The 17322-nt window shown below is 69.5% G+C and carries 18 protein-coding genes and 1 pseudogene; 10 read left to right on the top strand and 9 right to left on the bottom strand.

The features are described from left to right. Positions 1 to 38 precede the first annotated feature (38 nt). The 3 genes from AB0L97_RS09100 (at position 39) to AB0L97_RS09090 (ending at position 2690) form a co-directional block, all read left to right on the top strand. The gene (locus AB0L97_RS09100) at positions 39 to 1196 is read left to right on the top strand and encodes a nucleotide disphospho-sugar-binding domain-containing protein (protein WP_364426851.1); all 1158 of its coding nucleotides are present in this window, start codon (positions 39 to 41) and stop codon (positions 1194 to 1196) included. Positions 1197 to 1260: 64 nt separating this feature from the next. Continuing rightward, on the top strand, positions 1261 to 1455 hold the full coding sequence (locus AB0L97_RS09095) for a DUF3046 domain-containing protein (protein ID WP_355070215.1): 195 nt from the start codon (positions 1261 to 1263) through the stop codon (positions 1453 to 1455). Beyond that, complete coding sequence (locus AB0L97_RS09090; RefSeq protein ID WP_355070216.1) at positions 1452 to 2690, top strand: phosphotransferase; 1239 nt, start codon at positions 1452 to 1454, stop codon at positions 2688 to 2690. Before AB0L97_RS09095 ends, AB0L97_RS09090 begins: the two co-directional genes overlap by 4 nt. Before the next feature lie 3 nt (positions 2691 to 2693). Here AB0L97_RS09090 and AB0L97_RS09085 read toward each other — a convergent pair whose 3' ends face one another. Next, on the bottom strand, positions 2694 to 3209 hold the full coding sequence (locus tag AB0L97_RS09085) for a CGNR zinc finger domain-containing protein (protein ID WP_356962441.1): 516 nt from the start codon (positions 3207 to 3209) through the stop codon (positions 2694 to 2696). Between the two features lie 154 nt (positions 3210 to 3363). On the opposite strand from AB0L97_RS09085, the gene AB0L97_RS09080 reads away from it, so the two are divergent. Genes AB0L97_RS09080 through AB0L97_RS09070 form a run of 3 tightly spaced genes read left to right on the top strand, consistent with a single transcriptional unit; the run spans position 3364 to position 5213 of the window. Next, positions 3364 to 3825 (top strand): VOC family protein, encoded by a 462-nt coding sequence (locus AB0L97_RS09080; RefSeq protein WP_355070219.1) that lies wholly within the window; start codon positions 3364 to 3366, stop codon positions 3823 to 3825. 29 nt (positions 3826 to 3854) lie between these two features. Then, complete coding sequence (locus AB0L97_RS09075) at positions 3855 to 4739, top strand: pyridoxamine 5'-phosphate oxidase family protein (protein ID WP_364426845.1); 885 nt, start codon at positions 3855 to 3857, stop codon at positions 4737 to 4739. A gap of 24 nt (positions 4740 to 4763) precedes the next feature. Then, positions 4764 to 5213 carry a nuclear transport factor 2 family protein gene (locus AB0L97_RS09070; RefSeq protein WP_355070223.1) on the top strand — a complete coding sequence of 150 codons (450 nt, stop codon included), beginning with the start codon at positions 4764 to 4766 and terminating at the stop codon, positions 5211 to 5213. Between the two features lie 68 nt (positions 5214 to 5281). On the opposite strand, the gene AB0L97_RS09065 is transcribed toward AB0L97_RS09070, so the two are convergent. Continuing rightward, the gene (locus AB0L97_RS09065; RefSeq protein WP_364426840.1) at positions 5282 to 6691 is read right to left on the bottom strand and encodes an MFS transporter; all 1410 of its coding nucleotides are present in this window, start codon (positions 6689 to 6691) and stop codon (positions 5282 to 5284) included. Between the two features lie 98 nt (positions 6692 to 6789). Between AB0L97_RS09065 and AB0L97_RS09060 the strand changes: the two genes are divergently transcribed. The 3 genes from AB0L97_RS09060 (at position 6790) to recX (ending at position 9879) form a co-directional block, all read left to right on the top strand. After that, positions 6790 to 7812, top strand: a complete 1023-nt coding sequence (locus AB0L97_RS09060) for an Lrp/AsnC family transcriptional regulator (RefSeq protein WP_364426837.1) — start codon at positions 6790 to 6792, stop codon at positions 7810 to 7812. 170 nt (positions 7813 to 7982) lie between these two features. Beyond that, complete coding sequence (gene recA, locus AB0L97_RS09055) at positions 7983 to 9026, top strand: recombinase RecA (RefSeq protein ID WP_039799269.1); 1044 nt, start codon at positions 7983 to 7985, stop codon at positions 9024 to 9026. 280 nt (positions 9027 to 9306) lie between these two features. Continuing rightward, positions 9307 to 9879, top strand: a complete 573-nt coding sequence (gene recX / locus AB0L97_RS09050; RefSeq protein ID WP_356962442.1) for a recombination regulator RecX — start codon at positions 9307 to 9309, stop codon at positions 9877 to 9879. A gap of 482 nt (positions 9880 to 10361) precedes the next feature. On the opposite strand, the gene AB0L97_RS09045 is transcribed toward recX, so the two are convergent. The 7 genes from AB0L97_RS09045 to AB0L97_RS09015 form a co-directional block, all read right to left on the bottom strand. Beyond that, the gene (locus tag AB0L97_RS09045; protein WP_364426833.1) at positions 10362 to 10814 is read right to left on the bottom strand and encodes a heme-binding protein; all 453 of its coding nucleotides are present in this window, start codon (positions 10812 to 10814) and stop codon (positions 10362 to 10364) included. Further along, on the bottom strand, positions 10762 to 11709 hold the full coding sequence (locus AB0L97_RS09040; RefSeq protein WP_364426830.1) for a DMT family transporter: 948 nt from the start codon (positions 11707 to 11709) through the stop codon (positions 10762 to 10764). The genes AB0L97_RS09045 and AB0L97_RS09040 overlap by 53 nt, the downstream gene beginning before the upstream one ends. Continuing rightward, positions 11699 to 13219, bottom strand: a complete 1521-nt coding sequence (locus tag AB0L97_RS09035) for an NAD(P)/FAD-dependent oxidoreductase (RefSeq protein ID WP_364426827.1) — start codon at positions 13217 to 13219, stop codon at positions 11699 to 11701. Before AB0L97_RS09035 ends, AB0L97_RS09040 begins: the two co-directional genes overlap by 11 nt. 200 nt (positions 13220 to 13419) lie before the next feature. After that, complete coding sequence (locus AB0L97_RS09030) at positions 13420 to 14322, bottom strand: amino acid ABC transporter permease (RefSeq protein WP_364426824.1); 903 nt, start codon at positions 14320 to 14322, stop codon at positions 13420 to 13422. Further along, complete coding sequence (locus AB0L97_RS09025) at positions 14319 to 14999, bottom strand: amino acid ABC transporter permease (protein ID WP_355070237.1); 681 nt, start codon at positions 14997 to 14999, stop codon at positions 14319 to 14321. Before AB0L97_RS09025 ends, AB0L97_RS09030 begins: the two co-directional genes overlap by 4 nt. 107 nt (positions 15000 to 15106) lie before the next feature. Then, positions 15107 to 15943, bottom strand: coding sequence for a glutamate ABC transporter substrate-binding protein (locus AB0L97_RS09020; protein ID WP_355070239.1), 837 nt, complete (start codon positions 15941 to 15943; stop codon positions 15107 to 15109). Positions 15944 to 15994: 51 nt separating this feature from the next. After that, positions 15995 to 16723: an amino acid ABC transporter ATP-binding protein gene (locus AB0L97_RS09015; RefSeq protein WP_355071010.1), complete on the bottom strand. Its 729-nt coding sequence runs from the start codon at positions 16721 to 16723 to the stop codon at positions 15995 to 15997. Between the two features lie 346 nt (positions 16724 to 17069). Between AB0L97_RS09015 and AB0L97_RS09010 the strand changes: the two are divergent. Then, positions 17070 to 17322, top strand: a pseudogene (locus AB0L97_RS09010) (tRNA (N6-isopentenyl adenosine(37)-C2)-methylthiotransferase MiaB); the annotation flags it as partial.

Genomic DNA, 17322 nt, shown 5'->3' with positions numbered 1-17322 from the left:
TGTGATCGACCTCGAAGGGGTTGTGGCAGGCTAGGCGGATGCGAGTAGCCGTCGTCGCAGGGCCCGATCCCGGTCACGCGTTCCCCGCTATCGCGTTGTGCTCGAAATTCCTGGCGGCCGGTGACGAGCCCGTCCTGTTCACCGGTCCGCGGTGGTTCGACGCCGCGCTCGCCGCCGGAATCGGGGTGCGCAGACTGAAAGGCCTAGCGCCGCGACCGGTGGACGACGACGCCGACGCCGGGCAGCGCATCCACGAGCGGGCCGCGCACATCTCTACCGAGATCCTGCCCGAATTGAGCGCCATGCTGCCCGAACTGGTGATCTCCGACGTGCTGACCGCGGGCGGCGGCATGGCCGCGGAACGGCTCGGCGTCCCCTGGGTTGAGCTGTCCCCGCATCCGCTGTACCTGCCGTCGAAAGGGTTGCCGCCCATCGGAAGCGGGCTCGCGCCCGGTTCGGGTCTGCGCGGTCGGGTGCGCGACGGCGTACTGCGCGGCATGACCGCACGCGCGCTGCGGAGCGGGCGTCGCCAGCGGGAGCGGGCGCGCGAGAGCGTCGGCCTGCCTGCGGTCGATCCCGGGCCCGCCGCGCGCCTGATCGCCACCCTGCCCGCGCTCGAGGTACCGCGCCCCGACTGGCCGGAATCCGCCCACGTGATCGGCCCGCTGCTGTGGGAGCCGACCGACGCGATCCTGGACCTGCCGCCCGGGGACGCGCCGCTGGTCATGGTCGCGCCCTCGACCGCGCACACCGGTGTGGCGGGCATGGCCGAGACCGTCCTGCGGGCGTTGGAGGGAACCGGTGTCCGCGTGGCCATTTCGATGCTGGACACGCCGCCCGCCGATCTTCCGCCATGGGCCACGGCGGGGTTGGGGCGGCAGGACGAACTGCTGACCCACGCGTCCGTCGTCGTCGGCGGCGGCGGTCACGGCCTGCTCGCCAAAACGCTGTCCGCCGGCGTCCCGATCGTCACCGTTCCCGGCGGCGGCGACCAGTGGGAGCTGGCCAATCGCGCGGCGCGACAAGGTAGTTCGATCGTCGTCCGGCCGCTTTCACCCGAGGCCGTCCGTGCCGCGGTCGGTGCGATCCTCGCCGACCCGCGCTACACCCGAGCGGCGAGGGAGGCCGCCGCCACGCGCGATTTCCCGGACCCGGTCGCCCTGTGCCACCAGGTCTGTTACGCCGTCCAACCCTGACCGGAGCGGGTGCCGGGCGTGCCCCTGACCAGCGAACGCGGGGGACGGGAGTAAGTTCGGGACGGTGCGGTTGACCGAGTTTCAGGAACTGTTGCACACCGAGTTCGGTGTGGCCCGCGGCGACGCCCTGCTGACCGACCACGTGATCCCGGCGTTGGGCGGGCGCACCGGCGCCGCCGCCATCGAGGCCGGAACCGATCCCCGCGACGTCTGGCGCGCCCTGTGCGCCGAATTCGATGTGCCGAGGACGCGCTGGTGAGCGCCCCCGGGCAGGTGGAGCGCGACGAGCCGCTGTACCGGTTCGACGAGCGGCAGCGGATGATCCCGCACGACCCGGAACGTTTGGCGGTCCGGGTAGCGCAGGCACACCCCGACGACTTCGCGAGCTACCGGCAGACCGGCATCGAATTGATGCTGCTCGGCCGCTACGACGAGGCGCTCGACCACCTCGATCGCGCGCTCGAACTGGTGGACACGGAGCGGCGCCGGATCACCGTGTGGATCAACTTGGGCGACGTCTACCGCTATCGCGGCGACGCGGGCACCGCGGAGACGTTGTACCGCCGCGCCGTGGAACACGCGCGGGTAGCCGCGCCGGAGGTGCTCTCGTTCGCCGTGCAGCACCTGGGCAAGGCGCTCGCCGAACGGAACCACCTGGCCGAGGCGCGCGAACTGCTGGCCGAGGCGATGCGGCTGCGCGTGGCCGAGGGCGATCCCGAGGAGATCGAAGCCACCCGCACCGCGCTGGACACGCTGGGCGAGCTGCCGATTCCGTTGCCGCCCACCGTCGCGGCGTTGTTCGGCGAGGTGCCGAGCTGGTCGGACGAGCACGAGGGCATGAGCGGTGGTGTGGTGCGCGTCGACGGCGCCTACTGGCTCAAACGCGGTCCGAAGGCCGTCGCCGAGTATCGGCGGCTCACCTGGCTGCGTGAGCGCGGGATCGCCGTGCCGGAGGTGACGGCGTTCGAGGACGACGTGCTGGTGCTCGCGGACGTGGGCGCGCCCAGCTTGTCGGCGGGCTCCGGCGGCGCTCACGCGGCCTCGATCGGCGCCGTGCTCGGCGCGCTGTTGCGCCGGCTGCACAGCATTCCGGTCGGCGAGTGCCCGTTCGACGGACGCCTGGACGTCGTGCTGGCGCGGGCGCGCCGCAACGTGGTCGAAGGTCTCGTCGACGCGGACGATTTCGACGACGACAACGCCGGGTCCACCCCCGCGGAGATCCTCGAGCGGCTGCTGGCACAGCGGCCGGAGCGTGAGGATCTGGTGGTGGCGCACGGTGATTTCACCCCGCCGAACGTGCTGGCGAACGGCGTCCTCCTCGATGTCGGCGGGCTCGGTGTTTCCGACCGTTACCGTGACCTGGCGCTCGCCGTCCGCGACCTGCGCGCGGATTTCGGCGAAGCGGAGGTGACGGCCTTCTTCGCGGCCTACGGACTGGCCGAGCCGGACGAGAGCCGCTTGACGTATTACCGGCTGCTCGACGAATTGTTCTGAGCCTCAGGGTTTTCGCGCGTAGTGCCGCGCCGCTTTGGTGCGGTTGCCGCAGGTGGCCATGGAGTGCCAGCGGCGGGTTCCGTTCTTCGAGGTGTCGTAGAAGAACAGCACGCACTCCGGATGCGCACATTGGCGGATCCGATCGGGTGCGGTGCGCAGCAGCTCCAGCAGATTGTCGGCAGCCAGCCAGCCGGGCAACCAAGCTTGCTCCGGGACGTCCACCAGGTCGGCGGGCCCGGACGCGGTGAGCGCGCGGCGGACGCGGCCGTGTTCCAGCACGTCGTTGAGTCCGGCGGGGGAAGCGTGCACCACCACGTCGTAGATGGCGGTCCGGGCGGTCAGCACCGCGTTCAAGGTGGCTTCGTCGGCGGTCGCGCGATCGGTGAGGCCCGCCGACGCCAGCCAGGTGTGCAGGCCGGTGACATCGGTGAGCAGGTCCTGTGGTCCGTGCTCGATCCATCTCGTGTTCAGCAGATCGAGCGCCAGGGGTTCACCGAGGTGGGGGCGTGGATCGGGCATGCCCGAGGGTACCGAGTGGGCGCCGTCGTCCACGGCCGTCACCTCCTTTCTAACCGTTGAAAATTATTTAGATGGTTGACACCATTGTTCCCGGGTCGGTACGTTCTAACCAGTGAAACCGCATAAGGCGGTTGAATCTTCCGAGGAGGAACTCATGACCACGGTTGCCGCGCCTCAGCTCAGCACCGGGCACATCGGCCTGAACGTCTCGGATCTGGATCGTTCGGTGGACTTCTACCGCCGGGCCCTTGGTTTCGAACAGCTCGCCGCGAGCGCCGACGAGCAGCGCCGTTGGGCCTTCCTCGGTCGCGACGGCAAGCTGGTGGTCACGCTGTGGCAGCAGAGCGGCGGCGCGTTCTCCACCGAAACGCCTGGGCTGCATCATCTTTCGTTCCAGGTCGACAGCATCGACGAGGTACGCGCGGTGGAACGGGTGCTGCGTGAACTCTCGGTCACCTTCGCCCACGACGGCGTGGTGGCGCACGGCGAGGGCGTCGCCTCCGGTGGGATCTTCTTCACCGATCCCGACGGCATCCGGCTGGAGGTGTACGCGCCCAGTGGCGCGGAATCCGCTCCCGCGCCCAGCGGTGCGGCACCGACCTGCGGCTTCTTCTGATTCGGCCGCGTAGCGAAGGGAGTATCGCGATGGAGGCGTTCCACCGCGGGGAGGTCGCCGTGCAGCGCCGGATGGGGCAGGCGGACATCGCCGGACGGGTCGGTCGCATGATCCGCGCCGATATCCCCGCGGTCGCGGCCGAGTTCCTGGCCGAACAGCGGATGGTGGTGCTCGCCGCCGCCGACGCGGCGGGCAGGCTGTGGGCGAGCGAGCTGGTCGGGCAGCCGGGATTCGTCCGAGCGGTGGACGACCGGACCATTTCGATCGGCACCATGCCCGCTGCCGCCGACCCGCTGCACGAAGCGCTGACCCGCCGGTCTCGCGTCGGCATGATCGCCCTGCAACCGCAGCGGCGCAGGCGGATGCGCGTCAATGGGAGGTCCGCGCCGGAGGACGCGGGCGTGCGCATAGTCACCGATCAGGTGTACTCGAATTGTCCCAAGTACATCTCCCGCCGGGACGTCGCGAGCTACACGCCCGGCGCTACGACGCCCGCGGTGCGTCGCGGTGTCGAATTGGATGCCGAGCAGCGGTCCGCGATCGCCTCGGCCGACACGTTCTTCGTCGCGACCGCGGACGAGGAAGGCAACGCCGACGCCTCGCATCGCGGCGGGAATCCCGGCTTCCTGCAAGTGCTCTCGCCCACGCGGCTGCGCTGGCCGGACTATCGGGGCAATTCGATGTTCATGACGCTCGGTAACCTCGCGGTCAACCCCCGCTGCGGGATCCTGATCCCGGACTGGTCCACGGGCGCCACGTTGCAGCTCACCGGCACGGCCGAGTTGGTCTGGGCAGCCGAGACCTTCACGGCGGGCGCGCAGTGCTCCCTCGATTTCACCATCGAAGAGGTGGTCGAGCGATCCAGGGGAGCGCTGCGATGGGGCCCTGCCGAACTTTCTCCCGTGAATCCTTGAGACTTCGAGAAAAGGAGTTGTCCCATGCGACCTCCGCTACCCCCGTTCGACGCGGAATCCGCCGAAGCCAAGGTGCGGGCTGCGGAAAACGCCTGGAACACGCGCGATCCCGAACGGGTCGCCGCCGCGTACACCGAAGATTCGGTGTGGCGCAATCGCGACGAGTTCTTCACCGGCCGTGACGCCATCGTCGAGTTCCTCACCAGGAAGTGGTCCATCGAGAACGGCTACGCGCTGCGCAAGGATCTATGGGCCTTCCACGGCAACCGCATCGCCGTGCGGTTCCAGTACGAATGGCACGACGAGTCCGGCCGGTGGTTCCGCAGCTACGGCAACGAGCAATGGGAGTTCGCGCCGGACGGGCTGATGTCCCGGCGTGAGGCCAGCATCAACGATGTCCCGATCGGGGAATCCGAGCGGCGCATCTTCGGGCCACGCGAGCCTGGTGACGAGTCGGTGCTGCCGCAGCGTTAGGGCCGCCGGGGCACGGGAAACGGCGGCGCCCGTCCGGGACGCCGCCGTCTCTTCGTGCCGGATCGCGATCAGGCGGCGACGGCCTGCCGCTCGGCTTCGGGCGATCCGGCGTCCGCGCGCTTCCGGTGAAACAGTCCGAACGCGACCAGTCCGAATCCCATGCCCACCGCCGCCGCGATGCCGAACGCCGCGTCGAGCCCGGCGACGAAGTGCGGCGACGTCATCGGCTGCGCGGCGTCGGCCACCCCGCGGAAGACGGTGCCGAGCACCGCGACGCCGAGCGCTAGGCCCAGTTGCCGGGCAGTGTTCACCGCACCCGCGGCGGTGCCCGCTTGCTCCGGGGCGACCGCCGCCATGCCGACCGAGACCAGCGCGGGCGCGTTGACGCCGATCCCGATGCCGATCACCACGAATCCCGGGATCAGCGCGACCCAGGAGGACTCGGCGCCGACGATCATCAGCAGCCAACTGCCCAGGCCGACCACCACCAACCCCGCGCCGATGGTCCATTTCGGCGCGACATCGTGCAGCAGCCGACCGAAGGCGCCCGCCACCACGAACGCGGTCGCGGCCATCGGGAGCATCGCCAGACCCGCGTGCAGGGGCGACATGCGCAGTTGCTGTTGCAGCCACAGCGAGACCAGGGGAGTGCTCGCGAACGCGGCGAACGTCTGTCCGGACGCGCCGAACAGGGTCGCGCCGAAATCGCGGTTGCGCAGCAGTGCCAAGGGGAACATCGGTGCGGCGCCGCGCGCTTCGACCCAGCCGAAGATCGCGGTCGCGGCGGCGCCCAGCGCGAACGCCGTCACCGCGGCCGCGTCCGTCCAGCCGTGCTCGCCGCCGCGGATGACGCCGTAGGTGACCGCCGTCGCCGCGGTCGCGAAGGCCAGCATGCCCGGCAGGTCCACCGCTCGGCCCACGCGCCGCTGGACGGGCGGGAACACGGTGGCGGTCAGCCCGATCGCCAGCACGGCGATGGGCAGGTTGACGAAGAAGATCCAGCGCCACGACAACGCCTCGGTGAGCACGCCGCCGAGCACCACTCCGATGCCCGCCGCCGCACCGGACACCGCGCCCCAGACGCCGAAGGCGACGCCGCGGTCACGGCCGGTGTAGGTGGCGTGCAGCAGCGACAGCGTGGTGGCGAACATGGCCGCGCCGCCGACGCCTTGCAGCGCCCGCGCCGCGACGAGGGCCGCCGCGTTCTCGGCGACGCCGCACCCGAGCGACGCGATCGCGAAGACGACCAGTCCGGCCAGGTAGGCGTGCTTCGCGCCGACCCGGTCGGCGAGCGAGCCGAGCACCAGCAGCAGCGCCGCCAGCGCCAAGGCGTAGCCGTCCACCACCCACTGCAAGCCGGACAATCCGGTGTCCAGATCGGCGGCGATATCCGGCAGGGCGACGTTCACGATGGTGACGTCGATGAGCAGCATCAGCGTGCCGAGGCACGCGGCGAACAGGGGGAGCCATTTCCTCACGGGAGCCTCCACGGCGGATTCGAATGATTTCGACGCCAAGCGTGCGGCAATCGGACGGATCCGCCTAGCCACAGCGGCAATTGCGTTAGATTCCTCCTGTGCGCGACGATGGCCCGAGGGAATCTTCTGATCTGGATGTCCTGGACAAACAGATCGTGCACGCGCTGGTTCACGACGCCCGGATGCCGTTCGCCCGGCTGGGCGGCGCTCTCGGCGTCTCCGAGCAGACGGTGGCGCGACGTTACCGCGCGTTGCGGCAATGCGGCATCCTGCACGTGGCCGGACAGGTGAACGCGGCGCCGCTCGGTCACGCGCGCTGGGTGCTGCGCTTGAAATCGACACCGGACAAAGCGCTGCGGCTGGCCGAATCCCTGTCCCGGTTCCCGGATCTGAGCTGGGTGACCCTGCTGTCCACCGGCTCCGAGGTGACCTGCGTGGGCAGGCCGCGCTCGATCGAGCGGCGCGACGCGCTGTTGTTGCAGATCCTGCCGCGCGCCCCGCAAGTGCTGGCGCTGACCGCGTACGAGGTCATCCATCGTTTTCCGCTCGACGAGGAGTGGCCGCGCTATCGGCACCTGCTCACCGACGCCCAGCTCGACGCACTCGGCCCCGCCCGGCCCCGGACCGCGGACGCGGGACCGGACGCACCGGTGCACCTTTCGGCGGCCGACGAGGCGATGCTCACGCTGCTCGGCCGGGACGGGCGCGCTCCGTATGCCCAGCTCGCGGCCGAAACCGGGTGGACAGCGCCGCGAGTCGCGCGGCGCATGGCCGAGCTGACCGCGGCGGGCGTGCTGTACTTCGACGTCGATTTCGCGATCGAGCGGATGGGCTACGGCGTGCGCGGCGCGCTCTGGCTGCGCGTGCGGCCCGCCGATCTGGACGCGGTGGGGCGCGCGCTGGCGACGCACCAGGAGATCGTGTTCGTCGCCGCCACCACCGGGCCGTCCAATGTGTTCGCTTCGATCATCTGCCGCGACACCGCGGATCTCTACCGGTACGTGACCGAGCGCCTCGGCGCGCTGGACGGGATCACCGACGTGGAAGTGACGCCTTCCCTGCGCGTGCTCAAACAGGCGCAGACGCTGCTGGACACCGACCGGATCGCCCTGGTGCGCTGATCGCGCGGCGTTCGCCGGAGAGGGCGCGAGCGGTGTGCTGCGCGCCGGGCGCGTCGCTTGACTCGAACACCTGTTCGTCTAGGCTGGTCGCCAGAACTTGTCGGTGCCGCGCTCTACTGTAGGCGCCAACCACAGAACGAGACTTACCCGTCGAAAAGGGGAGCAGGACCATGGCACCACAGGCGTACGACCGGGACAAGGCGCTCGAACTCGCGCTGGCCCAGGTGGAGAAGAGCTTCGGCAAGGGCGCCGTCATGCGCCTCGGCGAGGAGGCGCGCCAGCCCATCTCGGTGATCCCCACCGGCTCGATCGCGCTCGACGTGGCGCTGGGCATCGGCGGCCTGCCGCGCGGCCGCATCGTCGAGATCTACGGCCCGGAATCCTCGGGTAAGACCACCGTGGCGCTGCACGCGGTGGCCAACGCGCAGGCCGCGGGCGGCGTGGCGGCGTTCATCGACGCCGAGCACGCGCTCGATCCGGACTACGCCCGCAAGCTGGGCGTCGACACCGACGCGCTGCTGGTCTCCCAGCCCGACACGGGTGAGCAGGCGCTGGAGATCGCCGACATGCTGGTGCGCTCCGGCGCCATCGACATCATCGTCATCGACTCGGTGGCCGCGCTGGTGCCGCGCGCCGAGATCGAGGGCGAGATGGGCGACAGCCACGTCGGTCTGCAGGCCCGCCTGATGAGTCAGGCGCTGCGCAAGATGACCAGCGCGCTGAACAATTCCGGCACCACCGCGATCTTCATCAACCAGCTGCGCGAGAAGATCGGCGTGATGTTCGGCTCGCCGGAGACCACCACCGGCGGCAAGGCGCTGAAGTTCTACGCGTCGGTGCGCCTGGACGTGCGCCGCATCGAAACGCTCAAGGACGGCAGCGACGCGGTGGGCAACCGCACCCGCGTGAAGGTCGTGAAGAACAAGGTCTCCCCGCCGTTCAAGCAGGCCGAGTTCGACATCCTCTACGGGCACGGCATCTCCAAGGAGGGCTCGCTCATCGACATGGGTGTCGAGCAGGGCTTCATCCGCAAGTCCGGCTCCTGGTACACCTACGAGGGCGATCAGCTCGGCCAGGGCAAGGAGAACGCCCGCAAGTTCCTGCTGGAGAACGTCGACGTCCGCGACGAGATCGAGAAGAAGATCAAGGAGAAGCTCGGCATCGGCGCCGACGTGACGGCCGATGCGGCCGCGGAGGTGCCCGCCGATTTCTGAGCCGACGCACAGCCGTCGCTCGCCCGGAACGGGTCCGGCCGATTCCGGGCGGCCACGGGCCGACGCGGTGCAGGAGATGCGGCGTCGGCTGGAAGAACTCTTGTCCGCTTCCGGTTCGCCAGACGGTGCCCGGTCCCGCGGACAGGACGCCGAGCTCGTCCGGAGGGCCGAAGGTGGTTCGGTTGCGCCGGACACCATGGGAACTCGGCCGGGCGCGTCCGATCCGCAGCGGGCGCGCCCGGCTGGGTCCCGTCGTGGTCCCCGGGGTGCGCGGGCGCGTATCGGCTCGCCCTCGGCCGACTCCGGTCTCACCGAAGGACCAACGGCCGATCCGGGAGCGGCCGGATCCGAAGCCGGAACGGTCGAACAGGCGAAGGAGGCGTGTCTCCGATTGCTCGCCGTTCGCGCCCGCAGCCGTGCCGAGCTGGCTCAGCGTCTGGCCGCCAAGGGGTACTCGGCCGAAGTGAGCGAACGGGCGCTCGATCGCCTCGGCGAAGTGGGTCTCGTCGACGACGCCGCCTTCGCCGAGCAATGGGTGCACTCCCGGCACACCTTCTCCGGTAAAGGCAAGCAGGCGCTCGCGCAAGAACTTCGGCGCAAGGGCGTCGCGCAATCGGATGCCGTGGCCGCCCTCGACGCCATCACCACCGACGACGAGGAAACCCGCGCCGCCGAGCTGGTCCGCCGCAAATTGCGCTCTCTGCCGCGAGATCTGGACCGGGACAAGATGATTCGCCGCCTCGTCGGCATGCTCGCCCGCCGTGGCTACGGTCAGTCCACGGCGTATCGGGTGGTCAAGGCCGAACTGGCCGATCAGGGGTTCGAGGGCGATCTCGACGAGACCATCGACTGAACTCGCCCATGCGGCTCCCGGCGATCGGAGCCGTGCTTCACCAGGTCGAGGCGTTGTCGTATACCTGAGGCAGTCGAACCAAGCGAGTTGGTGGAAGTTCGTCGGCGGTACCGACCTCACCGGAATCGGCACGGTCACCGCTGCCGAAGCGATGTGTGGTCGTGCGGGGGAGCGCGCACGGTGGGCGCCGACCGGATCCGGCCCGGTGGGTGGAAGCCCTATCCCGCTCACAACTGCGCTCCACGCCGGTCGGCTGTGCGGGATACGGATGGTCGGTGTGCGGCTACTGCTCGGGGTACGGCCCGGCGCAGCCGCCGTGCTAGCGAAAACGCGGGCGACTACGGCGTTTTCGATCGGTTTGCTGATTGTCGCTGCTCGGACAGCCGATCGGGGCCCGGCCCGCGGCGGTCGAGGTCTGTACCCTTCGTACCGCCGCGGCGGAGGTGCAACGCTGCGCGGGTTTCGGGTGCGGCATCGTCGGTCTACACCTCTCCTGTATCGGCGGATAGACCGGCGGCCTCGATACCCGCCACGGCGGCGCGTTCGTCCTCCAAGGAAGTCGCGGCCCCAGTCGAACCGACCGCGCCGAGAATCCCGCCCGCCGAGTCCCGGATGAAGACACCGCCGGGGACATCGAGGATGCGCCCTTCGGCGAGCACGGCCACCGACGTGAAGAAGGTCGGCGCGGCCGCCGCGCGGCGGGCGATCTCGCGGTTGGAGACGCCGAGGCCGAGCACGCCCCAGGCCTTGGCGATCGCGATCTGTGGTCGCAGGATGCCGGAGCCGTCCTGGCGTTGTAACGCGACGAGATGGCCGCCGGGATCCAGAACCGCCACCGTGAGCGGGTCGAACCCGTGCGCGGCGCCGTAGGCCAGCGCCTCGCTAACGATGAGCGTCGCGCGTTCCAGCGTGATCGAGGTCGTGGTAACCGTCATTTCCTACTCCTGTGTCGAGGACTTTCGGATTGCGTCGGCTACAGGTCAATGCCGCGAGCACGAGCCCCGCACCGGCGACCTGCGGCCAGGTGACGCGTTCTGTGCCGGCCGCGACGGCGAACACCACCGCCGCCACCGGCACCGCGAACATGAAGACCATCGTTTGCACCGACCCCACCCGCCGCACGCCCCAGTACCACGCCACGAGGCCGTAAATGGTCACGGCCAGCACGGAAAAGGCCAGTGATACCAGGGTTGTTCCGGAAAGTCTCGGCGCATCGCGCGGCGGTGCCAGTGCGGATGCCGCGGGCAGCAGTACCGCGGCGCCGATCACCGAGGCCCACGCCGTCACCCGCAGGGGGCTGTGATCGACCAGCAGGGGGCGGGTGACGACCGGGTAGGCGCCCCACAGCGCGGACGCGACCAAAGCGGCCAGATCCCCGAGCGCGCGGTTCGGCGCCGCGTGGCCCGCCTCGCGGCCGAGGACGACCAGGACCACGCCTGCCATCGCCACGCACGCGCCGATCAGCACGGCGGCGCGGACGGGCTCACCGCTCAGCCGCGCGAGCAGCGCGGTCCAGAACGGCGACAAAGCGATCAGGATGGCGGACTCGGTGACCGTGGTGAGCGCCACCGCGGCGCTGAAGGCCAGCTGATACGCCACGATGCCGATCGCGGCCGACAGCGCCAGCCGCGGCCACCACCGGCTCGCGATGGCGGGCCTGCCCTCCACGGCGCACGCGAGGACCAGCAGCAGTGGCGCGGCCGCGGCGAAGCGGATCGCGTTGAAGGTCACCACGTCCAGTTCGCGCAGACCCCAGCCGGTGACCGTGTAGCTGGCGCCCCATACGGTGCTCACCGAGGCGAGCACCCAGGTCGCGCGATCAAGCCGCACGCGGCACGCTCACCTGATCCAGCACGTGGCGCACCGACTCCAGCGCCGATTGCAGCGCGCCTTGGATCCAGGCGTGCGCGACCGAGAGATGCTCGCCTGCGAAGAACACCCGCGGCGCCGGATGCGGATGCGGTGCGCCGATTTCCGCGAGGTAGCGCGCGTGCTGTCCCGGCGCCAGGTAGGCGAACGCCCCGCCGCCGATGCCGACCTGCTCGTCCCAGGCCCAGTGCACGACGTCGTCGACGACGGCGGTCAGGCCGGGATGCAGCTGTTCGAGCGAGGCGAGCACGATTCTGGTGCGGTCGGTCTCGGGCAGCGCCGCGAACCGCCGGGCGTTGTTCTCCCACAGGTAGGCCGCGGTGAGCACGGCCGGTGCGTGCGAGCGCTCGGGATCCGCCGCACTCCAGCGGGCCGACTCGGGGGCGAGCCGGGCGTTGTCGGACGGGTACCACACCTGCTGGATCGGCAGATCGGTGAAGCTGCCGCCGCCGAAGATCCCGTCGACGTGCTCCCAGTGCCGCGCACGGACGTGGACGAGGGTCTTCGTGCTGCTGGCGTAACTGATGCCGCGGATCGCCTGCCGCTGGGGCGCGGGCAGCGCGGGGGAGATGTCGATCTGATCCAGGCCGGGCGCGGGTACCGCGCAGATCACGAAGTCGACTTCGTCGGTGAACGCCGCGCCGTGCCGCTCGCCGCGCAACCGCACGCCGTCGCCGGTGACGTGCAGTTCGGTGATGCGGGTGGCCAGCCGCAGGCTGCCCGGGCGCAGCGCGTCGGTGAAACCGCGGATGAGCGCATCGGTGCCGTCCACCAGCTCCAGTTGGTCGACATTGAACAACCCGAAGTAATCCACGAGCACTTCCAGCAGCGAGGCGTGCTCGTAGTGCAGCAGCCCGCTGGCATGCCCGATCAGATCCCAGGCGTCCGGCGAGAGGCGTTGCCGGGTGAACTGCCACAGCGAGGTCGCCGCGAGCCGGTCCAGCTCCGGGTCGGCCACGTCACCGGCCAGCAGGGCCTTGCGCCGATGATCGCCGAGACCCTGCCAGGCGGCGCGCAGCAGCCGCTCGAGCACCAGTAGCGGGTCGGTGCGCTCGGCCTCCTCCAGCTGGTAGGCGGGCAGCACCTGTTCCACCTGGGACCTGCGCACCCGACGGCCCCGCAGCAGGTAGTACGCATCCGGATTCGCGTTGACGAAAGGCCTGGTGGCCAAGCCGAACTCGTCGACGTAGTGCAGCGTGCAGTGATGGTTGCCCGGGATCCGCATCGCACCGAGTTCACCGTGGGTGCCGTCCCAGAACCGCCAGGTGCGGACCCGCCCACCGGGACGTGCCGTGCGCTCATAGACGGTCACGTCCAGACCGTGGCGTTGCAGCTCGTAGGCGGCGGCCAGACCGCTCGCGCCCGCGCCGATCACCGCGACCCGTGCGGGGCCCGCGTTTCCGGGGTGGCGCAGTTCGCCGGGGAAGGAGAAGGACTCGTCGAAGAGAAGGTCGGAGGTACGGCTGGTCATCGATCAACTCCCGCAGGTATGACGCGCTGATGACCGTCCCACCGGTCGAATACCGGGGATCGGCGTATGCCTACGAGATTGACGGGACGCCGCCGAGGGCACGAGTGTTGCGCTCAGCTCGAGCACAACACTCCGGCACCCGTGCGGAATTGCCGCGCGCTAGCCAGTTCGCTTGCGCGGCAAGGTTTCCGCAGCCCGGCTCAGGGCTTCTGGCCGAGGTCGACGCCGGGCGCGGCATCGGTGATGACCGAGTCCGCGGCGAGGACCGCGCCGCCGCCCTTTCCGCGCTTGCGCGCCCGCAGCCGCCGTTCCAGCCTGGTCGCCACCAGCGTCAGCGCGCTGTTGAGCGCGATCATGACGATCGCGATGACGATCAGCGCCGGAATCGTGTTCTGTTCGGCCGCGCCGAGTTGCTGGCCGGAGCGCACGATTTCGACGTAGGTGATCTGGTAGCCCAGCGCCGAGTCCTTGAGCGCGACCACCATCTGTGAGACCAGCGCGGGCAGCATGGCCGTGATCGCCTGCGGCAGCAGGATCAACCGCATCAGCTGGTTCTTGCGCATGCCCAGCGCGACGGCCGCCTCGGTCTGCCCCTTCGGCAGCGAGCGGATGCCCGCGCGCACGATCTCCGCGATGACCGAGCCGTTGTAGACGGTCAGCGCCGTGACCACCGCGGCGAGCGCGAGATCCTCGGACTGGAACACGTCGTACTGGGAGTACACCGCGAACAGGAAGATCATCAGGATCAGCACTGGGATGGCGCGCGCCACCTCGACGACGGTGCCCGCGACCCAGCGCACCACGCGATGGTCCGACAGCCGCAAGACGCCGAAGATCATGCCGATGATCAGCGCGAACACGATGGACAGCAGCGCGGCGACGACGGTGCCGCGCAGACCGGGCAGCAGGTAGGTCGACCAGACCTCCGCCTCCAGGAACGGCTTCCACTTCTCCGCGGTGAATTGCCCCTTGTCGGCGAAACCGCGATAGAGCACCCAGCTCGTCGCGGCCACGGCGACCACGACCAGCAGCGAGTAGACGTTGTTGCGCAGCCTCGCCTTCGGGCCCGGCGCGTCGAACAGGACCGAAGCGCCTGCGCTCATCGGGACACCTCGTATTTCTTGGCCAGCCAGCCGAAGAACAGGCCGGTCGGCAGGGTCAGGATCACGAAGCCGAGCGCGAAGATCGCGCCGATCGCCAGCACCGCGGCCTCGGTTTCGGTCATCTCCGCCATCAGGGTCGCCGCTTCGGCGACGCCGATCGCCGAGGCGATGGTGGAGTTCTTGGTCAGCGCGATCAGCACGCTGCCCAGCGGGGCGATCACCGAGCGGAAGGCTTGCGGCAGCACGACCAGCCGCAGGTTCTGCAGGAAGCCGAATCCGAGCGAGCGGCCCGCCTCGGACTGGCCCATCGGCACGGTGTTGATGCCCGCGCGCAACGACTCGCAGACGAAGGAGGCGGTGTAGATGCTCAGGCCGACGACCGCGAAGCGGAAGTTGTTCTGGGCCAGCGAGTTCGGGCCCTCGCCGGCGAGGCGCCAGCCCATTGTCGTGTAGAGGCCCAGCGACATGAACACGATGATCAGCGTGAGCGGAGTATTGCGGAAGATGGTGACGTAGGCGGTGCCGACCCAGCGGGCGACCGGCACGGGGGACACGCGCAGCGCCGCGACGACGGTGCCGAGGATCAGCGCGCCGACCGCGGACAGCACGGTCAGCTGGATGGTCACCCAGAAGGCTTCGAGGATTTGGCTGTCGTACCTCGAGATCAGGTCGAACACGGCGGACGCGTTCCTCCGATCGGGTCGCGATGGTCAGGGGAGGTGCGGCGGGTGGCCCGGCCCGGTCGGGGACGGGCCACCCGTGCTGAGGCGAACGGTGCGGACGCTCAGTACCGATTCACCGTCGGCGGCTGCGGGGCCTGGTAGCCCGAGGCGCCGACGGTCGAGTCGAACGCCTTCTTCCAGGAACCGTCGGCGATCATCGCCTCGATCGCGTCGTTGATCTTGTCGCGCAGTTCCTTGTCGCCCTTCTTCGACCCGATGCCGTAGTTCTCGGTGGTGAACGGCTTGCCGACCACCTTGAACGCGCCGCTGCTCTGCGCCGCGTAACCGGCCAGGATGATGTCGTCGGTGGTCACCGCGTCCCAGGATCCGGCGCGCAGGCCCTCGAGGCAGAGCGAGTAGGTGTCGTTGGTCTGCAACTGCGTGTCGGGGAAGTTCTTCTCGATGTTCTGGGCTGGGGTGGAGCCCTTCACCGAGCAGACCTTCTTGCCCTTCAGGTTGTCCGGGCCGTTGATGTCGGTGTTGTCGGCGCGCACCAGCAGCGACTGTCCCGCGACGTAGTACGGACCGGCGAAGTCGACCTTCTCCTTGCGCTTGTCGTTGATCGAGTAGGTGGCGACGATGTAGTCGACCTGTCCGTTCTCGATCAGGGTCTCACGCTGCGGCGACGGCGCTTCCTTGAACGTGATGTCGTTCGGCTGCACACCCAGTTTCCCGGCGACGTACTTGGCCACTTCGACGTCGAAGCCGCTGTAGGACCCGTCCTTGTTCCGCAGGCCCAGACCCGGCTGGTCGAACTTGATGCCGATGGTGAGCTTGCCGTCCTTGGCGTGATCCAGGGCGGACTTGTCGCCGCCGCCGCCACACGCGGTGGCGGTTGCGGCGGCGAGTGTCAGGGCGATCGCCCCGACACCGATGCGCAGAGCGCGATTGATCCTCATCGAGTTCCTTCTCCCTATCCAGTGGGTGTGCTGGCCGCTGTGTCCGGCAGGTCAGTGGCTCAAGATCTTGCCCAGGAAATCCTTCGCTCGCTCGGACTTCGGGGCGGTGAAGAAGGTGTCCGGCGTCGCGTCCTCCACCACCTGGCCGTCGGCCATGAACAGCACCCGATTCCCCGCGCGGCGCGCGAAGCCCATCTCATGGGTGACGACCAGCATCGTCATCCCGTCCTTGGCCAGCGACACCATGACCTCGAGCACCTCGTTGACCATCTCCGGGTCCAGCGCGGAGGTCGGCTCGTCGAACAGCATCACCTTCGGGTTCATCGCCAGCGCCCTGGCGATGGCGACGCGCTGCTGCTGGCCGCCGGACAGCTGCGCCGGGTACTTGTCGGCCTGATCGGCGATGCCGACCCGGTCGAGCAGCTCCATGGCGCGGGTCCGGGCGGCGTCCTTCTTGATCTTGCGGACCTTGACCGGCGCGAGCACGACGTTCTCGAGGATCGTCTTGTGCGCGAAGAGATTGAAGGACTGGAAGACCATGCCGACGTCGGCGCGGAGCGCGGCCAGCGCGCGGCCCTCGGCGGGCAGCGGGACACCGTCGATGGCGATGTCGCCGGAATCGATCGGCTCCAGCCGGTTGATGGTGCGACACAGCGTCGACTTGCCGGATCCCGAGGGGCCCAGCACGATGACGACCTGCCCTTTGGGGACCTCGAGGTTGATGTCCTTGAGTACGTGCAGGTCGCCGAAGTGTTTGTCCACTTTGCGCATCAAGATCATCGGTGGGCCGCTGGTGGCGGCGTTGACGGCCCCGGCAGAGGCGTCCCCGGTCGTGGCGGGCGCGGCGTCGTCGTCGGTCATGGTCATGACCTTAGGCAAAAATCGGAAATTTGCCCGACTTTCGGCGACACACCCTCTCGCCACGCCGATTCGACATGTGCGCGTAACTTCGCGGTTCCTCCGTCGTCGGCGGTGGACCGCCCCGAGCCTGCGTCGATGCCCGCGAAAGCCACCGGAGGCCGCCCCGTACCCTGGACGGGTGGATTCGATCGGACAGGCAGTGTTGTCTCCCGCGCCCGCCGAGGGCACAGCACGCAGTTACGAGGTCCGCACCTTCGGTTGCCAGATGAACGTGCACGATTCCGAACGCTTGTCGGGTTTGCTGGAGGACGCGGGCTACGTGAAGGCCGCGCCCGGCGCGACGGCCGACCTCGTCGTCTTCAACACCTGCGCGGTGCGCGAGAACGCCGACAACAAGCTCTACGGCACGCTCGGCCACCTCGCGCCGATCAAGGCGGGCCATCCGGGCATGCAGATCGCCGTGGGCGGCTGCCTGGCGCAGAAGGACCGCGACGTCGTGGTGCGCAAGGCGCCGTGGG

This window comes from Nocardia sp. NPDC051911 (assembly GCF_040681035.1).
Lineage (GTDB): Bacteria > Actinomycetota > Actinomycetes > Mycobacteriales > Mycobacteriaceae > Nocardia > Nocardia sichangensis.
This window is presented reverse-complemented; position numbering and strand designations above follow the sequence as displayed.